The sequence below is a fragment of the Streptomyces sp. NPDC030840 genome, assembly GCF_055572015.1.
Genome location: NZ_JBVIEE010000004.1, coordinates 521,113 through 545,896 on the forward strand (window position 1 = coordinate 521,113; position 24,784 = coordinate 545,896).

Sequence of the window (24,784 nt, forward strand, 5' to 3'; positions counted from 1 at the left end):
GAGCCTCCGTAAGTACCGGCCCGGTACCGAACACAGTACCGAGCAAGATCCGGTTCCTCCCCAGAGCCTAGTCGGACGCGCAAGACCTGCGCGGATTTGACGGGGCACGGGAAAATCAGGCGCGTGGAACTGACACTGCTCGGCACCGGCGCCCCCGAAGGCCTCCCCCGCCCCGACTGCCCCTGCGCGGCCTGCGCGAACTCGCTCGGTCCCGACGCACGCGCGGCGACCGCGCTGCTGCTCGACGGCACGCTGCTGCTCGACCTGACCCCCGGCGCCGCCCTCGCCGCCGCCCGCTCCGGGCACACGCTGACCGGCCTGCGGCAGGTGCTGCTCACCCATCCGCACGAGGGGCCCGCGGTCGAGGTCCCGGCGGGGCTGCCGCAGCCAGGACGGGTGCCGGACGGAAGGGAGTTGGCGCTGCTGACCGGGCATCGGGTGCGGGCGGTGGCGATGGACGCGCCGGGCACGGGGTACGAGGTGACGGGCCCGGACGGGCAGCGGCTGCTGTACCTGCCGCCGGGCGCCGCGCCCGCGGGGTTGGAGGGGCGGTCCGCCGAGCCGTACGACATGGTCCTCGCCGATGTCGTGGGGCGGCCGGACGCGCTGGCGCGGCTGCGGGCGGTGGGGGCCGTGGGGCCGGCGACCGACGTGGTCGCCGTGCATCTCGACCACGACGTGCCGCCCGGCGCCGAGCTCGGCCGCCGGCTGGCGGCCGCGGGTGCGCGGGCCGTCCCGGACGGTACGACGCTGACCGTGGGTGTCTACGAGGACGTACCGGACGTGCCACGCCGCACCCTCGTGCTGGGCGGCGCGCGGTCGGGCAAGTCGGTGGAGGCCGAGCGGCGCCTGGAGTCGTTCCCGGACGTGCTGTACGTGGCGACGGGCGGGACGCGGAACGAGGACAGCGAGTGGGCCGCCCGTGTCGCCGCCCACCGTGAGCGGCGCCCCGGCTCCTGGCGCACCGTCGAGACCTGCGATCTCGTGCCGCTGCTGAAGGACGACGGCGCACCCCTGCTGATCGACTGTCTGTCGCTGTGGCTGACCGACGCGATGGACTCCGTCGGCGCGTGGGACGACGCCGAGTGGGCCGACGGCGGTGAGCGGGCGCTGCGGGCACGGGTGCGGGAACTGACCGAGGCCCTGCGCGAGACCCGCCGTACGGTCGTCGCGGTGTCGAACGAGGTGGGCTCGGGGATCGTGCCCGCGACGGCGTCCGGCCGCCGCTACCGGGACGAACTCGGGCGCCTGAACGCGGCGTTCGCGGGCGAGTGCGAGCATGTGCTGCTGGTGGTGGCGGGGCAGGCGCTGCCGCTACGAGGGTGAGGCCACGGGGGTCTTCGCCGGTCCGCGCACGATGATCCGGTACGCGTTCGAGAAGCGGGTGCGGCTCAGCAGCGGGGCGAGGCCGACGTCCAGGGCGGAGGCCGCCGCGAGCAGGGGGGCGCAGGCCCGGGTCAGTGTCGACCGGGCCCGCCGGCGGACCAGCGCCAGACAGAGCGCGCCGGCCAGGTCGTACGGGACGTGGGGGGCGCTGCGGTCCGTGGCGACGACGGTGCAGCCCTGCGCCAGCAGTTCCCGTTCGAGGTTCGCCAGCGGCATCAGGTGCAGGTGGCGCGGCTGGTCGTACGCCACCCACCAGGTGCCGAGCAGTGTCGCGAACGCGCAGGCGGGGTCCGGGACTTCGACGAGGAGGTGGCCGCCGGGGCGGAGCACGTCGAGGGCGGCGCGGAGTTCCGCGCGGGGGTCGGGGGTGTGCTCCAGGTGGTGGAACATGCTGACCACGTCGTAACGGCCGCGCAGCCGGCCGGTGATCTCCGGGTCGGTGAGCAGGCCCTGGTGCGCCTCCTCGATCCGCCCGGCGGCCCGGGCCCGCTCGACGCGCGGCGTGGCGTCGAGCCCGTCGAAGGAGGTGTACGTGTGCACCTCCCTCGCGGTCTCCGGGAAGTGCCCGTGGCCGGTGCCGACGTCGAGCCAGCTCTCGGGCTCGGGGTACGGGAGCATCGCGCGGGCCGCGGCCCGGTGGCGCCGCCGGCTGCCGCGGGCGGCGAGGACGCGTTCGACGGAGGGGTCTGAGCGGCCGCGGGCGGCCAGGGCGTGGGCCGTGATCCGGGGGTTCTGGAAGGCGTGGCCGCAGTCCCGGCACTCGTCGATCACGAACGGGCCCGGTGTGCGGTGTGTCGGGTCAGGGGTGCGGACGCGGGTGCGCAACCGCCGTGCACCGCACCAGGGGCAGTCGTCCCGGCGCGGTTCGTGGAACGGCTCGTGGGCCGACTCGTGGGACGGCTCGTGGGACGGCATCGCGGCTCCTGCCTCGACATTCCGGAACAAGAGCTTCCGGACATCTGGGCGTTCAAGACGCCCGACATTGAAGACAAAGGGAACGTATGGGATCGCCATCCCGGGTGCAAAGACGTGGTGACGATGTGGCGCCGTCGTGTTCGATCGCTGCCGGTACTGTTCGGCGAATGAGCTCGCTTAATCTCGACGACTTCACCGATCTGATCGAGCGCCCCGACGGCGGGGTGCGCCGCGACGCCGAGGCGCGGCGGGAGCGGCAGAGCGTGCCGCCCGGGGCGCTGGGGCGCCTCGACGACCTGGGCGAGTGGCTGGCGGCGGCACAGTCCTCCGTGCCGGTGCGGCCGATCGCCCGGCCGCGCGTGGTGCTGTTCGCGGGGGACCACGGAGTCGCCGGACTCGGTGTCTCCGCGCGGCCCGCGGGCACGGCGCACGAGCTGGTGCGGGCGGTGCTCGACGGGAGCAGCCCGGTGTCGGTGCTGGCCCGGCGGCTCGACGTGCCCGTGCGGGTGGTGGACATGGCGCTCGACTGCGCCCCGGAGGAGCTGCCGGACGAGGTCGTACGGCACCGGGTGCGGCGCGGGTCCGGGCGCATCGACGTCGAGGACGCGCTGACCCTGGAGGAGGCCGAGGCGGCGTTCCTGGCGGGTGTCGCGGTCGCGGACGAGGAGGCCGACTCCGGGACGGATCTGGTGGTGCTCGGCGACGTGAGCGTCGGCGGGACCACGCCGGCGGCGGTGCTGGTCGCGGCGCTGTGCGGCACGGACGCGTCCGTCGTCACCGGACGGGGTGGCCGGGCGATCGACGACCTGGCGTGGATGCGCAAGTGCGCGGCCGTGCGGGACGCCCTGCGGCGGGCCCGGCCGGTACTCGGGGAGCAGTTGCGGCTGCTGGCGGCGGTGGGCGGTGCCGACCTGGCCGCGATGACGGGCTTCCTGCTCCAGAGCGCCGTACGCAAGACCCCGGTGATCCTGGACGGTGTCGTGTCGGCCGCGTGCGCCCTCGTCGGCCAGCGGGTCGCCTTCCGGGCGCCGGACTGGTGGCTGGCCGGCCAGAACAGCGGCGAGCCGGCGCAGGCCAAGGCCCTCGACCGCATGGCCATCGAGCCCCTCCTCGATCACGGCGTGGCCGTCGGCGAGGGTACGGGCGCGCTGCTGGCCCTGCCGTTGGTCCAGGCCGCGGCAGCGCTCGCGGCGGAGCTGCCGGAGCGTGCGGAGCCGGAGGAGCCCAAGCCGCTGGACGCGGCGGACTCGGCCCCGGAGGAGTAACCGCGGCGCCTCGGGTGTCGCACGGGGCCGACGGACCCGTGGGTGAGGGCGCCCGGTCGCGGACGCCGGCCGTTCGTACGCGGCCGCCGGGCCCGCCCGAGTTCCTTCAGGGGCGCGGGGAACCGCGCGGCACACCACAACGCACCCGCGGCCGCCCGCCGGCGAAAACCCGGCGGAGACCCGGCAGACGAGAACGCATCCGCCCCCGGGAGAGTCGCAGCGGCGTCAGCGACGGTCGGCGCCGTGGACGGACTTCGCGGCCGGGACGTCGGGGGCGCCGCCGATCCAGTCCTGGACCTTGCGGCTCAGCGCCACCCAGCGGCGGTCGTGGTGGAAGGCGCGCAACCGGGACTTGGCGCGGGTGCGCGGGCGGCCGCGGTAGAAGCGCTTGGCCCACGGCGAGCCGGGGCGGGCCACCCGGAGCGCGCCGATGACGGCGATGAAGGGCACGATCACGCCGAACAGCGCGAGGCGGGCCTTGCCCTTGCTGAGGGCGAGGAGCGCGAAGAGGAAGTTCAGGGCCACGGTGAGGATCGCCCCACCGCGGCCGGCCACCTCGTCGTCGCTCGCGTTGTTGACCCCGAACGGCAGGAACCCGCAGAGCACCAGGCCCACGAGCGCCGCCGTGAGCACCACCATCTCGACGCTCTTGCGACCCTGTTCGGTCCAGTACACGTCGTCGAGGTGGAGGATCAGCGCGAACTCGTCCAGCACCAGGCCCACGCCCATCCCGAACAGCACGGCGCACAGGGCCGGGCCGACCCCGCTCACGCCGCTCGCCACCGCGCCGAAGCCGCCGGCCACCGTCAGCAGGACACCGGGGACCACATGGTGGATGTGCACGCCACCGGTGTCGATGTTGCGGAACGGCCCCTTGCCCGCGCGGATCATGCGGGTGATGACCCGGGTGATCAGGAACGTCAGCACGAAGGAGGCGAGGGCGAGCAGGAGGGGCAGCTTGCCTGGCTCGATGATGTTCCGCTGCAACCAGTGACCCATATGCGAACTTTAGCCACAATTGCCCCCATCACCTGCCCATTGCCTGCCCACCGGCCCGCCCTTCGTGGCCCCGAAGCCGCCGGATACCCTGCGCCGGTGTCCACGCCGGTGTCCAAGACCTCCCTCCCCGACGGCCTGCGCTTCGCCTTCGGCACCCTGACCGTGCTGCCCGTCACGGTGACCCGCTGGGACCGTGACGCCGCGCGCGCCGGGATGCTGTGCGCCCCGGCCGCCGGTCTGGTCGTCGGGCTCGCCTCCGCCGCGCTCGGCCTGCTGCTTCTGCTGCTGGGCACGGGCGCCCTGCTCGCTGCCGTGGCCACGGCAGCCGTCCCCGCCGTCCTGACCCGGGGACTGCACCTCGACGGCCTCGCCGACACGGCGGACGGACTGGGCAGCGGCAAGCCCGCCGAGGACGCGCTGCGGATCATGAAGCGGTCGGACATCGGCCCGTTCGGCGTCATCACCCTGGTCTTCGTCCTGCTCGCCCAGGTCGCCGCGCTCACCGAGGCGTACGGCCGGTCCTGGGCCCATGGCGCCCTCGCCGCGGTCGTTTCGGCGACCGCGGCCCGGCTCGCCCTGACGCTGGCCGCGCGCACGGGTGTGCCGCCGGCCCGGCCCGAGGGGCTGGGCGCGGCGGTCGCGGGCACCGTGCCGGTACGGGACGCGGCGGTCGTGGCGGGCCTGGCCGTGTGTGCCGCGGGGGGCCTGAGCGCGCTCCTCGGGCCGTACGACGCCGTCCTGGGTACGGTCCTCGCGGTCGTCCTCGCCTGCGGCGCCGCCGAGACGCTGCTGCGGCACTGCACCCGCCGCTTCGGCGGGGTGACGGGCGATGTGTTCGGCGCGCTGGCGGAGACGGCGGCCACCACGGCGCTGGTGGTGCTCACCCTCGGCTGACGCTTCTCAGCAGGGCCGCCGCCACACCCCCAGCTCGTACTTCTTGAGCATCGAGCTCAGCCGCAGCCGCCGGGCCTCGGGGCAGAAGCTTCGGGTGCCGAGCTCGTACTCGACGTGGAAGACGGCCTTGTCCGCGTCGATGAAGGGCAACAGGTCCTCGCATTCCCCGTACTGGGCGCACTGTTCGTTGACCGCGAAGTCGAAGTCGCCGACGAGCTGCGGGATCTGGTCGAGGTCGTTCTTCAGGCCGACGGCCAGGCCGCGTTCGTGGGCGAGGCGGGCGATGAGGCGGTTGTAGCGGAGCTGGTCGGCGGCCGTCAGGGGGAAGCCCGTGCGGTTCCTGTACCCGTCCATGTTGTCCGGTTCGACCGCGTCGAAGCCCTTCTCCTCGCACATGTCGAGACGGTCCGCCATGAGGGGTTCGAGGACGTCGGTGCGGCGTATGTCGAGCCAGCGCTCGCCCTCCCAGCCGTTGCCCCGGCCGAGGACGGACTCGGGGAAGTCGTCCGCGTCCGGGCGGAAGTCCTCCCACGCCCCGGTCGACAGGTAGCAGATCACCTTGCGGCCGTCCTCGTGGAGCCGGGCGACCGTGCCGGCCGAGTGGTCGAAGCCGTCGATGTCGTAGACGGGCACGTCGACGGACGTGTCCAGGCGCCCGCTGAGCTGCCACTGCCAGGCGGTGCCGGGACGGGGCCGCCAACGGTCGGTACCGTCCCCGGACCGGTCGCCGGGGGCGTTCGTGCAGGCCGTGAGCAGCACAAGCAGGGCACACAGGACGAGCGGGCGTTTCACCGGCGGGCTCCAAGGAGTACGGAAGGGTTCCCCAGGATGATCTCCTGTGGCCAGACGCCCCGCGGGGCGGGTCCCGGCCATGGGGATCCCCCTATGCGCGAGCCATGGGGATCTCCCTGTGCGGGACGAGCCGGGGGCTCGTGGAGGCTGGAGCGACGAGGACGGACAGCCGGGCCCACGTCCCCGGGAGGAGGCCGCGCGAGGTCGAGAAGCGGTCAACCGGTCTCCGCGTCCCAGGTCCGGCCCGCCGAACAGGGCTAGGGTCCTTCTGATGGGATGGATCGTGCGCGGAGGAAGGAGCGGCATCCGGTGCGAGCGCTCGGCGTGCGGCGTGGAGGGCCGTGTGGCGGAGCCACCTGTTCGTCCTCGCCGTGCGGTGGGGAGAGCGCGCGCAGGGCGTCGCGACGCCGCGGAGATCCGCCGGGAGGGCCCTAGGCTCGTTTCCGGTACTCCCGGTCCGGCCGTGGGGCGCCGCGCTGCGGATCCCCGGCCGCCCGGGGCTGCCGCGCACCGCGGACCCAGGGTCCTCCCCAGGGGCGGTCGACCCATCCGTTCGGCCACTGAACACTCAACTGGAAGCGAGATTTCACCACCGTGACTGCTCTCACTCTCAGCACCGCCGCCGCGCCCGGCCTCCGCGCCGACGCCGTCGTGGTCGGTGTCGCGAAGGGCGCCAAGGCCCCCGTCGTCGCGCCGGGCGCCGAGGCCGTGGACAAGGCGTACGACGGCAGGCTGGCGGTCGTCCTGGAGACCCTCGGAGCCTCGGGCGCCGAGGGCGAGGTGACGAAGCTGCCCGCGCCGTCCGGCTTCAAGGCGCCGCTCGTGGTGGCGGTGGGCCTGGGAGCCGAGCCCCAGAAGGACGCGACCTTCGAGGCCGAGGCGCTGCGCCGCGCGGCCGGTGCCGCGGCCCGGGCTCTGGCCGGCTCCAAGAAGGCCGCGTTCGCGCTGCCCATCGCGGACGCGGGTGACGTCGCCGCCGTCGCCGAGGGCGCGCTGCTCGGCGCGTACTCCTTCGACGCCTACAAGGGGACCGCCGACAACGGCAACGCCCCCAAGGCGAAGAAGGGCAAGGCACCCCTCGCCGAGGTCGCCCTGCTCGGCGCCAAGCCCCGCGACCGCGCCCACAAGGCCGCCGTGGAGCGGGCCACCGCCGTGGCCGAGGAGCTGAACCGCGCCCGCGACCTGATCAACATGCCGCCGAACGACCTGAACCCGGCCGCGTTCGCCGCCATCGCCCAGGCCGCGGCCAAGGAGCACGGCATCAAGGTGCAGGTGCTCGACGAGAAGGCGCTGGAGAAGGGCGGCTACGGCGGCATCCTCGGCGTGGGTGCCGGGTCGGCTTCGGCGCCCCGTCTGGTGAAACTGTCGTACACCTCCTCCAAGGCGAAGAAGCACCTCGCGTACGTCGGCAAGGGCATCACCTACGACTCGGGCGGCATCTCGCTGAAGCCCGCCGGGCACAACGAGACGATGAAGTGCGACATGAGCGGCGCCGCCGCCGTGTTCGCCGCGGTCGTCGCCGCCGCGCGCCTCGGCCTGGAGGTCAACGTCACCGGCTGGCTCGCCCTCGCCGAGAACATGCCCTCCGGCTCCGCCACCCGCCCGGGTGACGTGCTGCGCATGTACAGCGGCAAGACCGTCGAGGTCCTCAACACCGACGCCGAGGGCCGGCTCGTCCTCGCCGACGCGCTCGCCAAGGCCTCCGAGGACAAACCGGACGCGATCGTGGACGTGGCCACGCTGACGGGCGCGATGATGCTGGCGCTCGGCAACCGCACGTTCGGGATCATGGCGAACGACGACGCGTTCCGCTCCGCGGTGCACGAGGCCGCGGAGGAGGCCGGCGAGGCGGCTTGGCCCATGCCGCTGCCTGACCACCTGCGCAAGGGCATGGACTCCCCGACGGCCGACATCGCGAACATGGGCGAGCGGGCCGGGGGCGGGCTGGTCGCCGGTCTGTTCCTGAAGGAGTTCGTGGGTGAGGGGATCACCTGGGCCCACCTCGACATCGCCGGGCCGGCGTTCAACGAGAGCGGGGCGTTCGGTTACACACCGAAGGGCGGGACGGGGAGTTCCGTGCGGACCCTGGTGCGGCTCGCCGAGCTGGCGGCTTCGGGGGACCTGGGCTGAGGTTCCCTGGGCGGCGGGGCTCGCGTGTGTGCGGCTTCCGTCGCCCACGAGCTCGGTCCTTCGTGTCGTAGGGCGGTCGCGGGCTGTGTGTGGTTGAGCGCGCAGTTCCCCGCGCCCCTGTCGGGGCGCCCCGTGCGGGGCGCCCCGTACGTGTGCTGTCTCACACCGCAGCCCCGCGTCCCGGACGCCACGGACAAGTGCGAAGATGGGGCACGGCAGGACAGGGCCCCACCCCAGGGCCGAAGCAAAGAGCGGCCGGACACCAGCCGACCGCCCGGTCGCCCCCCGAATGGGACAAGGGAGCCCGGCGCACGGCGCACATGCATGGAGGACGTGACGTGGCGAACGACGCCAGCACCGTTTTCGACCTAGTGATCCTCGGCGGTGGTAGCGGTGGTTACGCCGCGGCCCTGCGCGGGGCGCAGCTGGGCCTGGACGTCGCCCTGATCGAGAAGGACAAGGTCGGCGGTACCTGCCTGCACCGGGGCTGCATCCCCACCAAGGCCCTGCTGCACGCGGGCGAGATCGCCGACCAGGCCCGCGAGAGCGAGCAGTTCGGTGTGAAGGCCACGTTCGAGGGCATCGACGTACCGGCGGTCCACAAGTACAAGGACGAGGTCATCTCGGGCCTGTACAAGGGTCTGCAGGGGCTCGTCGCCTCGCGCAAGGTGACCTACATCGAGGGTGAGGGCCGGCTGTCCTCCCCGACCTCCGTGGACGTGAACGGCCAGCGGATCCAGGGCCGTCACATCCTGCTCGCGACCGGCTCGGTGCCGAAGTCGCTGCCCGGCCTGGAGATCGACGGCAACCGCGTCATCTCCTCCGACCACGCCCTCGTCCTGGACCGTGTGCCGAAGTCCGCGATCGTGCTCGGCGGCGGTGTCATCGGTGTCGAGTTCGCCTCCGCGTGGAAGTCCTTCGGCTCGGACATCACGATCATCGAGGGCATGAAGCACCTCGTCCCCGTCGAGGACGAGAACAGCTCGAAGCTTCTTGAGCGCGCTTTCCGCAAGCGCGGCATCAAGTTCAACCTCGGCACCTTCTTCCAGAAGGCCGAGTACACGGCGGACGGTGTCAAGGTCACGCTCGCCGACGGCAAGGAGTTCGAGGCGGAGATCCTCCTCGTCGCCGTCGGCCGCGGCCCGGTCTCGCAGGGCCTCGGCTACGAGGAGGCCGGGGTCGCCATGGACCGCGGTTACGTCCTCGTCGACGAGTACATGCGCACGAACGTCCCGACCATCTCCGCCGTCGGTGACCTGGTCCCGACGCTCCAGCTCGCGCACGTCGGCTTCGCCGAGGGCATCCTGGTGGCGGAGCGTCTGGCCGGTCTGAAGACGGTCCCGATCGACTACGACGGCGTGCCGCGGGTGACGTACTGCCACCCCGAGGTCGCCTCCGTGGGCATCACCGAGGCCAAGGCCAAGGAGGTCTACGGCGCGGACAAGGTCGTCGCTCTGAAGTACAACCTCGCGGGCAACGGAAAGAGCAAGATCCTCAAGACCGCGGGCGAGATCAAGCTCGTCCAGGTCAAGGACGGTGCCGTGGTCGGCGTCCACATGGTCGGCGACCGCATGGGCGAGCAGGTCGGCGAGGCCCAGCTGGTCTACAACTGGGAGGCGCTGCCGGCCGAGGTCGCCCAGCTCATCCACGCCCACCCGACGCAGAACGAGGCGCTCGGCGAGGCCCACCTGGCCCTCGCGGGCAAGCCCCTCCACTCCCACGACTGACGCCTTCAGTCTTCGGGCGCGACGAGACAGACTTCCGCAATTTCGTAAGGAGCAACCGAAACCATGGCGGTTTCCGTAACCCTTCCGGCGCTCGGTGAGAGCGTCACCGAGGGCACTGTCACCCGCTGGCTGAAGGCCGAGGGCGAGCGCGTCGAGGCCGACGAGCCGCTGCTGGAGGTGTCCACCGACAAGGTCGACACCGAGATCCCCTCGCCCGCCGCCGGTGTGCTGGCGTCCATCAAGGTCGCCGAGGACGAGACGGTCGAGGTCGGTGCCGAGCTGGCCGTCATCGACGACGGCACGGGCGCGCCCGCTGCCGCCCCCGCCCCGGCTGCCGCCGAGGCCCCGGCTCCGGCTCCGGCCCCCGAGCCGGCCCCGCAGGCCGTTCCGTCCACCGAGGCCGCCGCCCCGGCCCCGGCTCCCACCGCCGAGGCGGCCGCGGGTGCCGGCGGCGCCGAGGGCACCGACGTGGTCCTGCCGGCTCTGGGCGAGTCGGTCACCGAGGGCACCGTCACCCGCTGGCTCAAGGAGGTCGGCGACAGCGTCGAGGCCGACGAGCCACTGCTCGAGGTCTCCACCGACAAGGTCGACACCGAGATCCCGGCGCCCGCCGCGGGCGTGCTGCTGGAGATCGTGGTCGGCGAGGACGAGACGGCCGAGGTCGGCGCCAAGCTGGCCGTCATCGGCGCCCCGGGTGCCGCTCCGGCCGCCGCCGCGCCCGCGGCCCCGGCCGCTCCGGCTCCGGCCCCCGCCGCCCCGGCTCCCGCTCCCGCCCCGGCCGCCCCCGCGGCTCCGGCTCCGGCCCCCGCCGCTCCGGCCGCGCCCCCGGCGCCCGCCCCGGCTCCGGCCCAGGCCGCGGCTCCGGCTCCGGCCGCTCCGGCTCCCGCGCCGGCCGCGCCCGCCCCGGCCCAGGTCACGCCGGCTCCGGCCGCTCCGGCCGCCGCCCAGGCGACCGACGAGGGCGCGTACGTGACCCCGCTGGTGCGCAAGCTCGCCGCCGAGAACGGCGTCGACCTGTCCACCGTCAAGGGCACCGGCGTCGGCGGCCGTATCCGCAAGCAGGACGTCATCGCCGCCGCCGAGGCCGCGAAGGCCGCCGCCCCGGCTCCGGCCGCCGCCCCGGCCGTCGGCGCCGCGAAGAAGGCCCCCGTCCTGGAGGCCTCCCCGCTGCGCGGACAGACCATCAAGATGCCGCGGATCCGCAAGGTCATCGGCGACAACATGGTCAAGGCCCTGCACGAGCAGGCCCAGCTGTCCTCGGTCGTCGAGGTCGACGTGACCCGCCTGATGAAGCTGCGCGGCAAGGCGAAGGACGCGTTCGCCGCCCGCGAGGGCGTGAAGCTCTCCCCGATGCCGTTCTTCGTGAAGGCGGCGGCCCAGGCGCTGAAGGCCCACCCGGCCATCAACGCCCGGATCAACGAGGCCGAGGGCACCATCACGTACTTCGACACGGAGAACGTCGGCATCGCCGTGGACTCCGAGAAGGGCCTGATGACCCCGGTCATCAAGAACGCGGGCGACCTGAACATCGCCGGCATCGCCAAGGCCACGGCCGATCTGGCGGGCAAGGTCCGGGCCAACAAGATCACCCCGGACGAGCTCTCCGGCGCGACCTTCACCATCAGCAACACCGGCTCGCGCGGCGCGCTGTTCGACACGATCATCGTGCCGCCGAACCAGGTCGCGATCCTCGGCATCGGCGCCACGGTCAAGCGCCCCGCCGTCATCGAGACGGAGGAGGGCACGGTCATCGGCGTCCGCGACATGACCTACCTGACCCTCTCGTACGACCACCGCCTGGTGGACGGCGCCGACGCCGCCCGCTACCTGACGGCGGTCAAGGCGATCCTGGAGGCGGGCGAGTTCGAGGTGGAGCTCGGCCTGTAGGTCGGTACGTCCGCTGGTACGTCCACCGGTGGGTCTGTCGGTACGGTGCCCCGCCCGGGTTTTCTCCGGGCGGGGCACCGTTCCTTTTTTGGGGTGCGGGGCTGTATCGATGTGCGGCTCCGCCGCGGGCGCGACCAGCCACGACCCACCGGCAGTCTGCGGACAACCGGCAGCACCACGGCGCCATCCAGCGGAGCGCCACCGCGTGTAAGTCTTGTCTCACCTGCGCGAAAGCGACCGCACGCGCCCTCCCGGCGGAGCGAACCGGCCTTATTGTCTAGACGTCAAACGCCTTAAGGAGCTCTCATGACCGCGCCCGTCGTCCACTCGCTGCGCGAACAGATCCGCGAGCACATCGTGGAGGGGATCGTGAGCGGGCGATGGAAGCCGGGCGAGCGGATCGTCGAGCGGCGGATCGCGACGGAGCTGGAGGTCAGCCAGACTCCCGTGCGGGAGGCCCTGCGGGAGCTGGAGTCGCTCCGGCTGATCGAGTCGGCGCCGAACAAGGGCGTACGGGTACGGAACCTGACGGCTGCGGACCTGGAGGAGAGCTACCCCGTCCGGGCCGGTCTGGAGGCCATCGCGGCGGAGCTCGCGGCGGAGAGGCTGGCCGAGGACTGCTCGGCGCTTGAGCCGCATGTCGCGGCGCTGTACGAGGCGGACCGGGAGTCGGACGGTACGGGGCAGGTGCGCCATACGGTGGCCTTCCACCGTGAGCTGGTGCGGGCCGCGGGCAACTCCGTCCTCCTGCACACGTGGGAGGGGCTGGGGATCGAGGTGTTCACGGCTCTGTCCATCCGCTGGCTCGGGACGGTCCAGCAGTCGTACGCGGAGGAGCACGAGGAGTTGGTGGCCGCGTTCCGGCGGCGCGATCCGAGGATCGCCGACATAGTGAAGGCCCACGTGCTGGGTTGCGCGCCGCGCGCGTGAGGCCGCCGGCCTGTTGGTCGCCCCCGCCGCCCCTACCCGTCCCATCCCCAGGGGCTCCGCCCCTTCGACCCCGGCCAAGGGGGCTGCGCCCCCTGGACCCCCATCCTTTCGGGGCTCCGCCCCGGACCCCGTTTCGGAGGCCGGCCCCCGGACCCCCGCTCCTCAAACGCCGGAGGGGCTGGTTGGTGCGGGCAGCGCTGGATTGTGCGGGCGGGGCTGGGGCGTGCCGCGCCGCGCTGGATCGTGCGGACCGGGCTGGATCGTGCGCGCGGGGTTGGATGGTGCGGACCGAGCTGGGTCGTGCGCGCGGCGCTGGATCGTGCGGGACCGGGCTGGATCGTGCGCGCGGCGCTGGATCGTGCGGGGCCGAGCTGGATCGTGCGCGCGGCGCTGGATCGTGCGGGGCCGAGCTGGGTCGTGCGCGCGGCGCTGGATCGTGCGGGGCCGAGCTGGATCGTGCGCGCGGCCCTGGATCGTGCGCGCGGGGTTGGATGGTGCGGACCGAGCTGGATCGTGCGCGCGGCCCTGGATCGTGCGGGGCCGAGCTGGATCGTGCGCGCGGGGTTGGATGGTGCGGACCGGGCTGGGTCGTGCGCGCGGCGCTGGGTCGTGTGAGGCCGCGCTGGGCATTCCCGGGTGGGGCTTGGGGTTTCAGCCGGGGCCAGGCATATGCAGCCCGTCCGGCGTTTGAGGACGAGGCCGTCAGGCCGATGCGGGGGTCTGGGGGCGCAGCCCCCAGGGACAGGATGGGACGGGTAGGGGCGGCGGGGGCGAGGAAACCCGGCCCGACCACCAGAGCACGCCCCCGCTCATACGCACCCCCACCTGCAAAAACTCCAGCCACCCCACGACACCCGGTGCCGCCGCCGGAGGCACCCCGTGCCGACTTTCTCGTGATCAAGAGGTTTTGCCCCTCAACCCTTTGATCGATCATCGATCAGGGAGTTACAGTCACCGACGGGCTCGCACCCGAGCCTCCGCCCTGTCCTGCCAAGACGAAGGGCATCCCCCGAGAAACCCCTTGCCGACGAGGGAACCCCCCTCCGCATCCGGAAGGCGGCGCAATGACCGACCCCACCGCAATCCAGCCGAGCGCACTCGACCAGCTCCCGGACCGCGACCCCGAGGAGACCGCCGAGTGGCAGGCCTCGCTGGACGCCGTGACGAAGGCCGCCGGGCCGCACCGCGCCGCATACCTGATGCGCCGCACGCTGGAGCGCGCCGAGGCGGGCGGGCTCGCGCTGCCCAAGCTCCTCGAGACCGACTACGTCAACACCATCCCCACCGCCGCCGAGCCAGCCGTGGACGGCGACGAGGAGATGGAGCGCCGTATCACCGCGTGGAACCGCTGGAACGCGGCCGCCATGGTGACCCGGGGCTCGAAACACGGCGTCGGCGGCCACATCGCCACCTTCGCCTCCGCCGCCTGGCTGTACGAGACCGGCTTCAACCACTTCTTCAAGGGCAAGGAGGGCGACGGCAGCGGCGACCAGCTGTACATCCAGGGCCACGCCTCCCCCGGCATCTACGCCCGCGCCTTCCTCGACGGCCGCCTGACCGAGCAGCACCTCGACAACTTCCGCCAGGAGGCCGGCGGCGACGGCCTGCCCTCCTACCCGCACCCGCGCCGCCTCCCCTGGCTGTGGGAGTTCCCGACGGTGTCGATGGGCCTCGGCCCGCTCTCCGCCATCTACCAGGCGCGCTTCAACCGCTACCTCACCAACCGCGGCATCAAGGACGTCTCGGCCTCCCACGTCTGGGCGTTCCTCGGCGACGGCGAGATGGACGAGCCCGAGTCGACGGCCGCGCTCGCGCTGGCGTCCCGCGAGGGCCTGGACAACCTGACCTTCGTCATCAACTGCAACCTGCAGCGCCTCGACGGCCCGGTCCGCGCCAACTTCAAGATCGTGCAGGAGCTGGAGGCCCAGTTCCGCGGCGCCGGCTGGAACGTCATCAAGACGCTGTGGGGCACGGCCTGGGACGAGCTGTTCGCCCTGGACACCACCGGCGCGCTCGTACGACGCCTCCGTGAGGTGCCGGACGCGCAGGTGCAGACGTACCAGACCCGCGACGCCGCCTACATCCGCCAGGACTTCTTCGGGGCCGACCCCGCGCTCGTCGAGATGGCCAAGCTGCTGTCCGACGACAAGATCCTCGAGTGTTTCCACCTCTCCCGCGGTGGCCACGAGGCGCGCAAGGTGTACGCCGCGTACAAGGCGGCCCTGCAGCACAAGGGCGCCCCGACCGTGATCCTCGCCCAGACCGTCAAGGGCTTCACGCTCGGCGAGGGCTTCGCGTCGAAGAACGCCAACCACCAGATGAAGAAGCTGACGGTGGACGAGTTCAAGGCGATGCGCGATCTTCTTGAACTGCCCATCTCGGACAGCCAGTTCACCGACGGCGTCGTGCCGTACGCCCACCCGGGCGCCGACTCCCCGGAGGTCCGCTACCTCCAGGAGCGCCGCGCGGCCCTCGGCGGTCCCGCCCCGGCCCGTCGTACGCACGCGATCGCCCCGCTGCCCGCGCCCGCCGAGAAGGCGTTCGCGTCCTTCGACAAGGGCTCGGGCTCGCAGAACGTCGCCACGACCATGGCCTTCGTCCGCCTCGTCAAGGACCTGGTCCGCGACAAGCAGACGGGCAGGCGCTGGGTGCCGATCGTCCCCGACGAGGCGCGCACCTTCGGCATGGAGTCGCTCTTCCCGTCCCTCGGCATCTACTCCCCCAAGGGCCAGACGTACGAGCCGGTCGACCGCGACCAGCTCATGTACTACAAGGAGGCCAAGGACGGGCAGATCCTCAACGAGGGGATCACCGAGGCCGGTTCGATGGCCGACTTCATCGCCGCTTCGACGTCGTACGCGACGCACGGCGAGGCCATGATCCCGTTCTACATCTTCTACTCGATGTTCGGCTGGCAGCGCACGGCCGACCAGATGTGGCAGCTCGGCGACCAGCTGGGCCGCGGCTTCCTCATCGGGGCGACGGCCGGCCGCACGACGCTGACGGGCGAGGGCCTGCAGCACGCCGACGGCCACTCGCCGGTGATCGCCGCGACCAATCCGGCGGCGCTGACGTACGACCCCGCGTTCGCCTACGAGATCGCGGTGATCGTGAAGGACGGTCTGCGCCGTATGTACGGCGAGGCCGCCCCCGGCGAGGACCAGAACGTCTTCTACTACCTCACCGTCTACAACGAGCCGCTGCCGCAGCCCGCGAAGCCGTCGGTGCCCGCGATCGACGAGGGCATCGTGAAGGGTCTGTACCGCTTCAACACGGCGGAGTCGGCGGGGCTTTCGCCCGTGGCCAACGCCCCGCGCATCCAGCTGCTGGGCTCCGGTACGGCGATCCACTGGGTCCTGAAGGCCCAGAAGCTGCTCGCCGAGGAGTGGGGCGTGGCGGCCGACGTGTGGTCGGCGACGTCGTGGACGGAGCTGCGGCGGGACGCGCTGGAGGCGGACGCTGCACTGCTGCGGGGCGAGGAGCGGGTGCCGTTCGTGCGGCAGGCGCTGCACGGGGCCGAGGGGCCGGTGCTCGCGGTCTCGGACTACATGCGGCAGGTTCCCGACCAGATCGCGCAGTGGGTGGAGCAGGACTACTCCTCGCTCGGCGCGGACGGTTTCGGTCTCTCCGACACCCGCGAGGCGGCTCGCCGCCACTTCGGCGTCGACGCCGAGTCGGTGGTCGTGGCCGCGCTCGCGCAGCTCGCCCAGCGGGGTGAGGTCAAGGCGACGGCGGTGAAGGAGGCGCGGGAGCGGTACGGGCTGTGAGGGTACGGCGGGGGCGGTGCTCTGTCCCGCCCCCGCCGCGCGCCCCGTAAGGGGCGCGGGGAACTGGCGACCAGCCCCCACCCACCCGCACACACTCCACCCCCCCGACCGCCCCCCTGGGGGCATGGGGGCGCAGCCCCCGGGATGGGACGGGTAGGGGCGGCGGGGGCGAGAACCCTCTGGCCCCACCCACCCGGCATCATGGGCTCATGCGTGCTGCCCGGCTCATCAGAATGGTGCTGCTGCTCCAGTCGCGCCCGTCCATGACCGCGGCCGAACTCGCCCGCGAGCTGGAGGTGTCCGAGCGTACGGTGACCCGGGACGCACAGGCGCTGTCGGAGGCCGGCGTCCCGGTGTACGCGGACCGGGGACGAGCCGGCGGCTACCGCCTCATCGGCGGGTACCGCACCCGGCTCACGGGCCTCGCCCGCAGCGAGGCCGAGGCCCTGTTCCTCAGTGGCGTGCCGGCCGCCCTGCGGGACATGGGCCTGGAGGACGCCGCCTCGGCCGCCCGGCTCAAGGTGTCCGCCGCCCTCCTCCCCTCCCTCAGCGACGCCTCGCGCACGGCCGCACAACGGTTCCACCTGGACGCCCCCGCCTGGTTCAAGGAACCCGAGACACCCGAGCTGCTGCCGGTGGTCGCGGACGCGGTCTGGGACGACCGGCGGATCACGGCCCGCTACCGGAGCGGGCGCGGGGACGCCGAGGTCGAGCGCGCGCTGGAGCCGTACGCGCTGGTCCTGAAAGCGGGGGCCTGGTACCTGTGCGCACGGGTGACGGAGCAGGGCTCCTTCCGGGTCTACCGCATCGACCGGTTCACCGCGGTGGCCGTCGGCGAGGACCGCTTCGCACGGGACGAGGAGTTCGACCTGCCGGCCTTCTGGGAGGAGCGGGCAGCACAGTTCGCGCGGTCGATCCTGCGCGCCGAGGTCGTGGTGCGGCTGACCGGGGAGGGGGCGCGGCGGCTGGTGCACGTCGTCGATCCCCTGTCCGCCCGTGAGGCGCTGGCGGCGGCGGACGACCCGGACGAGCGCGGACGGGTGACGCTGACGCTGCCGGTGGAGTCCGAGGAGGTCGCCCACACCCAGCTCACCGCCCTGGGCCCGGAGGTGGAGGTGCTGTCCCCGGCGACCCTGCGCAAACGGTTCTCCGACGACGCGGCGCGCCTCGCGGAGCTGTACGGCTCGTGAAGCGCCGGGACTCGCGCGCGCTCCCCCGTCCACGACGGTTCGCCGCACTCCGGGTGCGTCCGTCCCCGAGAGGGCCGATGCTGGTCCCGTGATGGACGAGACGGAGTTCTGGGAGCTGGTGGACACGACCCGGGAGGCCGCCGAGGGCGACCCCGAGGATCAGGCCGACCTGCTCGTCGAGCGGCTCGTCCAGCTGGACCCCGAAGCGGTGCTGGACTTCGCACGGCACTTCGAGGCCCGCTACAACCGCGCCTACCAGTGGGACGTGTGGGGCGCGGCATGGGTGCTCCTCGACGGGGCCGGCGACGACGTGTTCGACTTCTTCCGGTGCTGGCTGATCGGCCAGGGCCGGGAGGTCTACGAGGGCGCGGTGCACGATCCGGACTCGCTCGCCGATCTCCTCGACGACTTCGACCCGGAGGTCGACGGGGACGGCGAGGAGCTGGGGTACGCGGCGGACGAGGCGTACGAACAGCTCACCGGAACCGTCGCCCCTGACCTCGGCATCCCGGCGGCGCCACCCGAACCGGAGGGCACTCCGGTGGACTTCGAGAACGAGGCCGTGCTCGCGGAGCGCTATCCGAGGCTCTGGGAGCGGTTCAGGGCCTGACCGCGGTACGGGGAGCGCGGCAGGTAGGCGTACTGCGGGGCGGCGTAGGGCGCGGCGCGGTGCGGCGGCTCCCTGTGCGGTTCCCGGTCCGGGGCCGCCGGGCGGTGCAGGGGCGCGGAGTTCGCCCGCTCCAGCGCGGACGCGGTGACGGCGGACGGGCCGAGCACGACGGCGACGGTCGCGCAGGCCACCGCCCAGGGGCTCCGCAGGGACGCGGGCCAGGACTTCCCCGTGTTCTTCAGACCGGTCTTCGCATCGGTCCTCAGGCGGGTCTTCGCATCGGTCTTCGCATCGGTCTTCGGAGCGTTCTGCCAACGACTGCCGCTCATCTTCCCCACCTCCGGTCGGCGTGACACGAAGAAGCTAGGGCGCCGGTCTTGGAGAACTCTGTGAGGTGTCCGCGCCGTACCTGTGAACCCGGCGCGTCAGGAACGGCCCTGGAGACGGGCCGCGGCCTCCCTGATGGCGGGCAGCCGTTCCGCGAGGGCCGCGCCGGGGCACGTGGTCATGTAGCCGTCGCTGTGGCCCGCGAGGGCGGGCAGGAGGACGGTGGCGCCCGAGGGGTACCGGCTGTGGCTGTTGCTGGAGACCAGGTGGACACCGCCGCGCGGGTCGACGCCCGCGAGGCCCAGCTTCCAGGCGGCGAGAGCGGCGATCGCGTCGGTCACCGCCCGGGGCACCGGTACGCCCGCCGTGAACGTGCCGATGACCGCGATGCCCGCCGTACGGTGGTTGAAGCCCTGGGTGTGGGCGCCGGTGACGGGCCGGTCGACGCCGCCCGCGCGCCCCTCGTAGAGGGTGCCGCAGCGGTCGACGAGGAAGTTGTAGCCGATGTCGTCCCAGTCCCGGCTGCCGGTCTGCCCGGCGTACAGGTGGCGGATGATGCGGGGTGTCTCGGCGCAGTCGTAGTCGTTCGGCGAGTCCGTGTGGTGCACGAAGACCGCGAGGACCCGGTCGTCGTACCGGGCGGGCGGCTGGCTGCGCACGGCGTCACCCAGCCAGCGGGCCCTCGGCACGATCGGCGGCCGGTCGGCCCTGTGCGCGACGGCGGGGCGGGGCGTCTCGGGGTGCCGGGCGCGGCCCCCGGTCCTCTCACCGCCGGCCGTCGCCCACAGCACCAGCCCCAGCACGACGGCGAGCACGGGCAGGCAGGTGAGCAGGAGGAGGGCGCAACGCGGCAGCCGGGCGGCTCGGCGGATCCGGGAGCGGAGGTGGGTTCGCGGGCGGACGCGCGTGTCCGCACGGGGTCGGTTTCGGACACGAGTTCGGGGGCGGGCGTGGGTCTGGTCCCGGCCGGTCTCCGGCGGCTGCTTCGCTGCCCGCCGGCGCAGTGGTGCGCTCCCGGCGAGCGCGGCCCGTATCCGCCCCCGTCGCCGCCGTCGCGTTCGCGCCGTCCGGAAGACACGCATGGCCTCAGCTTGGCCCCGCCGCGGCCCCGCCGCGACGTGGGATGCGCCACCCGGTGGAACCATCGTCCCGGTCCGGGACGTTTTTACAGGTCCAGGCACGTGTGGCCGAATCCGCTGGTCCGCGCGGGCCTGCCTGATCACTGGGCCCGCCCCGCGCGTACTACTGGGGGTCCCGAGAGAAAGGCGCCTGGAGTGGACGTGCTCGACATCCTGCTGTTGCTGGTGATCCTGGCCTACGCGGCGTCCGGCTACCGCCGCGGCCTGGTCGCCGGCTGCGTCTCGCTGGCCGGGTTCGTGGGCGGCGCGGTCGTCGGGGTGTGGGTGTTGCCGTGGGTGATGGACCTGGTGACGCCGGGGACGCCGGCTGCGACGCTCACGGCCGTGCTGACGGTCCTGGCGCCGGCGGTGGTAGGGCACGAGCTGGCGGGGCGTCTGGGGCTGCAGCTGCGCCGCGAGTTGGAGCGCGGCCCGCTCCGGGTGGCCGACGGCGTCGGCGGCGCCGCGGCCAACACGGTCGCCGTCCTCATCGTCGCCTGGGTCGCCGCCAGTGTGCTGGGCGCCTCCTCGTCGCCGGTGGTGACACAGGCGATCCGCGAGTCGGCGCTGCTCGGCGCCGTGCAGAACACGATGCCGGAGACGACTCCGGCCTGGTTTTCACGTGCCACCTCCGCGCTCACGGAGGCGGGCTTCCCACAGGTCTTCAACCCGTTCGAGAACGAGGCGACGGCGGAGGTCGCCGCGCCCTCCGGGGACAGCGTCACGGCGGCCGCGACGAGTGCGGCCAAGCGCAGCACGGTGAAGGTGGAGGGCGTCGCCGACGGCCAGGGCCGTGAGGGCAGCGGCTTCGTCTACGCGGCACGGCACGTGATGACGAACGCCCACGTGGTGGCGGGCATCGACGAGCCGACCGTCCGCGTGGGCGGGGTGGGCCGCACGTACGAGGCCCGGGTCGTCCTGTTCGACCCCGACAAGGACGTGGCCGTCCTCTACGTGCCGGACCTCAGTGCGCCGGTGCTCCGGTTCGACGACTCCGCGGGGCGCGGCGACTCCGCGGTCGTCGCCGGGTACCCGCAGGACGGCGGCCTCGATCTCCAGGGGGCCACGGTCGCCAGCAGGATCAACGCGACCGGCCAGAACATCTACAGCACGGACACCGTCACCCGCGAGATCTACTCCATCCGCTCCACGGTCCGCCCCGGCAACTCCGGCGGCCCTCTCCTGAGCACCGACGGCACGGTGTACGGCGTGGTCTTCGCCCGCTCGACCTCCGACGACGAGACGGGCTACGTCCTGACGGTGGACGAGGTCGCCGGGGAGGCACAGCAGGCCAGGAACGCGACGACGCCGGTGGACACGGGCGAGCTGACGGCCTCGTAGCCCCCGGGCAGGGCGGGCGTCCAGGACAGGGCGGAGGCGTCAGAGGTGACGTCCCATCAGGACGTCGTCCACGTACTCCCCGTCGAGCAGGAACTCCTCCGGCAAAATCCCCTCCACCACGAACCCCTCGGACTCGTACAGCTTCCTGGCCGGGGTGTTGTGCCCGAGGACCCGCAGCGTGAGCCGTCGTGCGCCCTGTCGCCGGGACTCCTCCCGCACGGCCCGCAGCAGCGCCCGGCCCACCCCGCCGCCACGCGCCGTCTCGGCGACGACGAGGCCCTGGATCTGTCGCACGTGCGAGTTGCAGGCGAGCGGGGTCGGGTAGCCCAGCCGGATGTAGCCGGCGAGCAGCCCGTCGAGTTCGGCGACGAGATGGTCCCGCGGCCCGAACCGCTCGTTGAAGAAGGGTTCGTACGGCGGCCGGGGGCGCGGCTGGACGGAGTGCAGCGTGGACCAGGTGCTGCGGTCGAGGTGGCCGAGCGCGTCCTCGTCGTCGAGCGTGGCGAAGCGTATGTACGGAACGGGCATGGGTGCCACAGTACGGCGACCGGAGCGCCCGGCCGTGTGGTGCGGCGGCTCACCCGGCAGGATGTCCCCATGAACGCTGACGCACCGCTGGAGGACGCCGACACTCCGCTCGACATGGAGGCGTCACTGGGTTCCGAGGGCGCCCCGGCCCCCGGTTCGCGGGTCGCGATCGCCGGGGCGTCCGGGCTGATCGGTTCGGCGCTGGCGCGCTCGCTGCGGGCGGACGGGTACGAGGTGGTACGGCTCGTACGGCGGACACCGGTGGGCGAGGACGAGGTGCGGTGGGACCCGGAGGCCCAGCGGGTGGACGCGGCGGGGCTGCTCGGGTGTGCGGCGGTGGTGAACCTCGCCGGGGCCGGGGTGGCGTCGCGCCGCTGGACGGCGGCGTACAAGGCGAAGCTGCGGGCCGGCCGGGTGCTGGGCACGGCGGCGCTCGCGGAGGCGGTGGCCTCGCTCGACGTGCCGCCGCGTGTCTTCGTCAACGGCAGTGCGATCGGGTTCTACGGGGACACCGGGGACCGTGTGGTCGACGAGTCGGCGCCGCCGGGTGAGGGGTTCCTTCCCTCCCTGTGTGTGGAGTGGGAGGAGGCGACGGCGGCGGCGCGGGAGGCGGGCGTCCGGACGGTCTTCGCGCGTACGGGGCTGGTGGTGGCCCGCGGTGGTGGGGCGTGGGGACCGCTGTTCCCCCTCTTCAGAGCGGGCCTGGGCGGTCGTCTCGGGGACGGCCGCCAGTACTGGAGTTTCATCTCCCTGCACGACGAGGTGGCCGCGCTCCGGCACCTCATCGACACGCCGTCGCTGTCCGGGCCGGTGAATCTGACGGCTCCGGAGCCGGTGACGAACCGTGAGGTCACGGCCGCCATGGGGCGCGTCCTGCACCGCCCGACCCTCTTCAGCGTCCCCTCCCCCGTGCTTCGTCTCGTTCTCGGTGAGGTCGCCGGCGACGTCCTCGGCAGCGCGCGGGTGCTGCCGTCCCGGCTCCTGGACTCCGGCTTCACGTTCGCGTTCCCGACGGTGGAGTCGGCGGTACGGGCGGCGCTGCGCTGAGCGGGGGTTGTCTCGCCCCCGCCGCCCCTACCCGTACCATCCCCAGGGGCTCCGCCCCTTCGACCCCGCCAAGGGGGCTGCGCCCCCTGGACCCCCATCCTTTCGGGGCTCCGCCCCGGACCCCGTTCGGGGGCCGGCCCCCGGGCCCCCGGCTCCTCAAACGCCGGAGGGGCTGGATGGTGCGGGCGGCGCCGGATTCTCGCGGCCTGGGCTTGGATTTTCAGCCGAGGCCAGGCACATCCAGCCCGTCCGGCGTTTGAGGACGAGGCCGTCAGGCCGACAATGGGGGTCTGGGGGCGCAGCCCCCAGGGACGGGACGGGTGGGGGCGGCGGGGGCGAAACCTCCCGGCGGCCACCGGCGGAAGCACTCGCCCGCGCCCCCATGCGACCGTGCGAGGGCGACGCGCGACTCACCCTCTCCCGCCCGGCCACCTACCCTCATCGCGAACTTGGGTATTCCAGAAGCGTGTTGGGGGAATGACGCCTCCAGCAACCGCGCGACCTCGGGAGGGGCACGTGCTTGAGTCGGCGCACCAAGCGGCAGCGAACACCGCGGAAACCGTGGACGTCATCGTCGTGGGAGCCGGAGTCGCCGGCCTCGCAGCCGCCCACCATATGACCAGCGCGGGACTGAGCGTCACCGTCCTGGAGGCCGCCCCCACCGCGGGCGGCCGCATGGCCACCGAGAAGGTCGACGGATTCCGCCTCGACCGCACGGCCCCCCTGCTGTCCACGTCGTATCCGGAACTCGCCCGCGTTCCCGCCCTGGAGAGCCTGGTCCTGCGCCCCTTCTCGACGGCCCTCCTCCTGCACACCGGCGGCCGGCTCCACCGCGCCGACACGACTCCCACCACGCCCCGTGGCCCAAGGGGCGCACTCACCGCCGTACGCGCCCTCACGAGCGCCCCCCGCGTCCCGCGCACGCAGGGCGCCCCCCGCACACCCCGTCCCGGCCCCCTCGGCACCCTCGCGGACCAGTCGCGGCTGTCCACCGCTCTCGCCCGGCTCGCCACCACGCCACCCGAGCAGCTCCTGGCCCGCCCGGAACTCCCGGCCGCCGAAACCCTGGTGAGCCGGGGTTTCCCGGCACGCGCCGTCGACGGTTTTCTGCGGCCGCTGCTCACAGCCCTGCTCGCCGACCCCGGGCTCGGTACCTCCAGCCGGTGCGCCGACCTCGCCCTGCACTCCTTCGCGACGGGCCGTCTGTGCCTCCCGGAGGGCGGCGCCGACGCGCTACCGGAGCTTCTCGCGGCCACGCTCCCGACGGGCAGCGTACGCACGGGCGTCCGCGTGACGTCCGTCAGCACCACGTCCGTCACCACCGCCGACCACGGCGAACTCGGCTGCCGAGCCGTCCTGCTGGCGACGGGCGCCCGCGCCGCGGCCGAGCTTCTGCCGGGGTTGCGCGTTCCCGCCTTCCACCCGGTGACGGTCCTGCATCACGCCACGGACGAACCGCCGCTCAGCGAACCGGCGTTGGTCCTCGACGTCGACCGCGCCGGCCCCGTCTCCCACACGGCGGTGATCAGCCAGGTCGACCCGTCCCGGGCCCCGGCCGGCCGCGCGCTGATCTCCTCGACGGTGCTGGGCGCGCTCCCCGACCCGGCCCACCTGGACGCCACGGTCCGCTCCCAGCTCGCCCGCCTCTACGGCACCTCGACGGCCCGGTGGGAGCTGCTCGCGGTCCACCACGACGCCGAGGCCGTCCCCGCGACGCCTCCACCGCACGACCTCCGGCGCCCGGTGCGGCTGCTGGCCGGTCTCTACGTGTGCGGCGACCACCGCGACACGAGCAGCCTCCAGGGCAGCCTCCACTCGGCCCGCCGGGCCGCCCACGCCGTCCTCACGGACCTGGACGCCCAGCCGACCTTAGTGGCGGAGCCCCTCGAAACGGCGGCGTGACGGCCGCGTGAGGCCCACGGGCGCCCCCA

General features: G+C 73.3%; 20 protein-coding genes. 14 read left to right on the top strand and 6 right to left on the bottom strand.

Features of this window, described 5'->3' with window-relative positions; translation table 11 throughout:
• Positions 1-123: 123 nt before the first annotated feature.
• The gene (locus ACZ49J_RS12700) at positions 124-1,326 is read left to right on the top strand and encodes a bifunctional adenosylcobinamide kinase/adenosylcobinamide-phosphate guanylyltransferase (protein WP_467451524.1); all 1,203 of its coding nucleotides are present in this window, start codon (positions 124-126) and stop codon (positions 1,324-1,326) included.
• Here the strand turns inward: ACZ49J_RS12700 and ACZ49J_RS12705 are convergent.
• Positions 1,315-2,301, bottom strand: coding sequence for a class I SAM-dependent methyltransferase (locus ACZ49J_RS12705; protein WP_467451525.1), 987 nt, complete (start codon positions 2,299-2,301; stop codon positions 1,315-1,317). The two genes, ACZ49J_RS12700 and ACZ49J_RS12705, sit on opposite strands and share 12 nt — an antisense overlap.
• Positions 2,302-2,468: 167 nt before the next feature.
• On the opposite strand from ACZ49J_RS12705, the gene cobT reads away from it, so the two are divergent.
• Positions 2,469-3,566, top strand: coding sequence for a nicotinate-nucleotide--dimethylbenzimidazole phosphoribosyltransferase (gene cobT / locus ACZ49J_RS12710; protein ID WP_467451526.1), 1,098 nt, complete (start codon positions 2,469-2,471; stop codon positions 3,564-3,566).
• Positions 3,567-3,791: 225 nt separating this feature from the next.
• Here the strand turns inward: cobT and ACZ49J_RS12715 are convergent, their stop codons facing one another.
• On the bottom strand, positions 3,792-4,565 hold the full coding sequence (locus ACZ49J_RS12715) for a hypothetical protein (RefSeq protein WP_467451527.1): 774 nt from the start codon (positions 4,563-4,565) through the stop codon (positions 3,792-3,794).
• Positions 4,566-4,661: 96 nt separating this feature from the next.
• Here ACZ49J_RS12715 and ACZ49J_RS12720 point away from each other — a divergent pair, with 96 nt between their 5' ends.
• Complete coding sequence (locus ACZ49J_RS12720) at positions 4,662-5,459, top strand: adenosylcobinamide-GDP ribazoletransferase (protein WP_467451528.1); 798 nt, start codon at positions 4,662-4,664, stop codon at positions 5,457-5,459.
• 6 nt (positions 5,460-5,465) lie between these two features.
• Here the strand turns inward: ACZ49J_RS12720 and ACZ49J_RS12725 are convergent, their stop codons facing one another.
• Positions 5,466-6,251 carry an endo alpha-1,4 polygalactosaminidase gene (locus ACZ49J_RS12725; RefSeq protein WP_467451529.1) on the bottom strand — a complete coding sequence of 262 codons (786 nt, stop codon included), beginning with the start codon at positions 6,249-6,251 and terminating at the stop codon, positions 5,466-5,468.
• Between the two features lie 594 nt (positions 6,252-6,845).
• Between ACZ49J_RS12725 and ACZ49J_RS12730 the strand changes: the two genes are divergently transcribed.
• The 8 genes from ACZ49J_RS12730 to ACZ49J_RS12765 all read left to right on the top strand — a co-directional run bounded on the left by ACZ49J_RS12730 (position 6,846) and on the right by ACZ49J_RS12765 (position 18,492).
• On the top strand, positions 6,846-8,381 hold the full coding sequence (locus ACZ49J_RS12730) for a leucyl aminopeptidase (protein WP_467451530.1): 1,536 nt from the start codon (positions 6,846-6,848) through the stop codon (positions 8,379-8,381).
• Between the two features lie 338 nt (positions 8,382-8,719).
• On the top strand, positions 8,720-10,108 hold the full coding sequence (lpdA, locus tag ACZ49J_RS12735) for a dihydrolipoyl dehydrogenase (protein WP_350950593.1): 1,389 nt from the start codon (positions 8,720-8,722) through the stop codon (positions 10,106-10,108).
• Between the two features lie 63 nt (positions 10,109-10,171).
• Positions 10,172-11,995: a 2-oxoglutarate dehydrogenase, E2 component, dihydrolipoamide succinyltransferase gene (gene sucB / locus ACZ49J_RS12740; protein ID WP_467451531.1), complete on the top strand. Its 1,824-nt coding sequence runs from the start codon at positions 10,172-10,174 to the stop codon at positions 11,993-11,995.
• A 306-nt stretch (positions 11,996-12,301) separates the two neighbouring features.
• Positions 12,302-12,925: a GntR family transcriptional regulator gene (locus ACZ49J_RS12745; protein ID WP_467451532.1), complete on the top strand. Its 624-nt coding sequence runs from the start codon at positions 12,302-12,304 to the stop codon at positions 12,923-12,925.
• A gap of 300 nt (positions 12,926-13,225) precedes the next feature.
• Positions 13,226-13,540 carry a hypothetical protein gene (locus tag ACZ49J_RS12750; RefSeq protein WP_467451533.1) on the top strand — a complete coding sequence of 105 codons (315 nt, stop codon included), beginning with the start codon at positions 13,226-13,228 and terminating at the stop codon, positions 13,538-13,540.
• A 449-nt stretch (positions 13,541-13,989) separates the two neighbouring features.
• Positions 13,990-16,692: a pyruvate dehydrogenase (acetyl-transferring), homodimeric type gene (gene aceE / locus ACZ49J_RS12755; RefSeq protein ID WP_467451534.1), complete on the top strand. Its 2,703-nt coding sequence runs from the start codon at positions 13,990-13,992 to the stop codon at positions 16,690-16,692.
• A 209-nt stretch (positions 16,693-16,901) separates the two neighbouring features.
• Positions 16,902-17,882 carry a helix-turn-helix transcriptional regulator gene (locus ACZ49J_RS12760; protein ID WP_467451535.1) on the top strand — a complete coding sequence of 327 codons (981 nt, stop codon included), beginning with the start codon at positions 16,902-16,904 and terminating at the stop codon, positions 17,880-17,882.
• A 91-nt stretch (positions 17,883-17,973) separates the two neighbouring features.
• Positions 17,974-18,492, top strand: coding sequence for a DUF4240 domain-containing protein (locus ACZ49J_RS12765; RefSeq protein WP_467451578.1), 519 nt, complete (start codon positions 17,974-17,976; stop codon positions 18,490-18,492).
• On the opposite strand, the gene ACZ49J_RS12770 is transcribed toward ACZ49J_RS12765, so the two are convergent.
• Positions 18,459-18,821, bottom strand: a complete 363-nt coding sequence (locus ACZ49J_RS12770) for a hypothetical protein (RefSeq protein ID WP_467451536.1) — start codon at positions 18,819-18,821, stop codon at positions 18,459-18,461. The genes ACZ49J_RS12765 and ACZ49J_RS12770 overlap by 34 nt on opposite strands.
• A 96-nt stretch (positions 18,822-18,917) precedes the next feature.
• Positions 18,918-19,640 (bottom strand): peptidoglycan recognition protein family protein, encoded by a 723-nt coding sequence (locus ACZ49J_RS12775; protein ID WP_467451579.1) that lies wholly within the window; start codon positions 19,638-19,640, stop codon positions 18,918-18,920.
• A 453-nt stretch (positions 19,641-20,093) separates the two neighbouring features.
• On the opposite strand from ACZ49J_RS12775, the gene ACZ49J_RS12780 reads away from it, so the two are divergent.
• Complete coding sequence (locus ACZ49J_RS12780) at positions 20,094-21,278, top strand: MarP family serine protease (RefSeq protein ID WP_467451537.1); 1,185 nt, start codon at positions 20,094-20,096, stop codon at positions 21,276-21,278.
• Between the two features lie 39 nt (positions 21,279-21,317).
• Here ACZ49J_RS12780 and ACZ49J_RS12785 read toward each other — a convergent pair whose 3' ends face one another.
• Positions 21,318-21,806 carry a GNAT family N-acetyltransferase gene (locus ACZ49J_RS12785; RefSeq protein ID WP_467451538.1) on the bottom strand — a complete coding sequence of 163 codons (489 nt, stop codon included), beginning with the start codon at positions 21,804-21,806 and terminating at the stop codon, positions 21,318-21,320.
• Between the two features lie 114 nt (positions 21,807-21,920).
• Here ACZ49J_RS12785 and ACZ49J_RS12790 point away from each other — a divergent pair, with 114 nt between their 5' ends.
• Together ACZ49J_RS12790 and ACZ49J_RS12795 are read left to right on the top strand one after the other, a co-directional pair.
• Positions 21,921-22,853, top strand: coding sequence for a TIGR01777 family oxidoreductase (locus ACZ49J_RS12790; RefSeq protein WP_467451580.1), 933 nt, complete (start codon positions 21,921-21,923; stop codon positions 22,851-22,853).
• Positions 22,854-23,369: 516 nt separating this feature from the next.
• On the top strand, positions 23,370-24,755 hold the full coding sequence (locus ACZ49J_RS12795) for an NAD(P)/FAD-dependent oxidoreductase (RefSeq protein WP_467451539.1): 1,386 nt from the start codon (positions 23,370-23,372) through the stop codon (positions 24,753-24,755).
• The last annotated feature ends 29 nt before the right edge of the window (positions 24,756-24,784 follow it).

Excerpts from the sequence above, each read along its gene's own strand:
- ACZ49J_RS12785 (WP_467451538.1), bottom strand. The coding sequence starts at position 21,806 with ATGCCCGTTCCGTACATACGCTTCGCCACGCTCGACGACGAGGACGCG.
- aceE (WP_467451534.1), top strand. The coding sequence starts at position 13,990 with ATGACCGACCCCACCGCAATCCAGCCGAGCGCACTCGACCAGCTCCCG.
- ACZ49J_RS12770 (WP_467451536.1), bottom strand. The coding sequence starts at position 18,821 with ATGAGCGGCAGTCGTTGGCAGAACGCTCCGAAGACCGATGCGAAGACC.
- ACZ49J_RS12745 (WP_467451532.1), top strand. The coding sequence starts at position 12,302 with ATGACCGCGCCCGTCGTCCACTCGCTGCGCGAACAGATCCGCGAGCAC.
- ACZ49J_RS12705 (WP_467451525.1), bottom strand. The coding sequence starts at position 2,301 with ATGCCGTCCCACGAGCCGTCCCACGAGTCGGCCCACGAGCCGTTCCAC.
- ACZ49J_RS12790 (WP_467451580.1), top strand. The coding sequence starts at position 21,921 with ATGGAGGCGTCACTGGGTTCCGAGGGCGCCCCGGCCCCCGGTTCGCGG.
- ACZ49J_RS12765 (WP_467451578.1), top strand. The coding sequence starts at position 17,974 with ATGGACGAGACGGAGTTCTGGGAGCTGGTGGACACGACCCGGGAGGCC.
- ACZ49J_RS12715 (WP_467451527.1), bottom strand. The coding sequence starts at position 4,565 with ATGGGTCACTGGTTGCAGCGGAACATCATCGAGCCAGGCAAGCTGCCC.
- sucB (WP_467451531.1), top strand. The coding sequence starts at position 10,172 with ATGGCGGTTTCCGTAACCCTTCCGGCGCTCGGTGAGAGCGTCACCGAG.
- ACZ49J_RS12760 (WP_467451535.1), top strand. The coding sequence starts at position 16,902 with ATGCGTGCTGCCCGGCTCATCAGAATGGTGCTGCTGCTCCAGTCGCGC.
- cobT (WP_467451526.1), top strand. The coding sequence starts at position 2,469 with ATGAGCTCGCTTAATCTCGACGACTTCACCGATCTGATCGAGCGCCCC.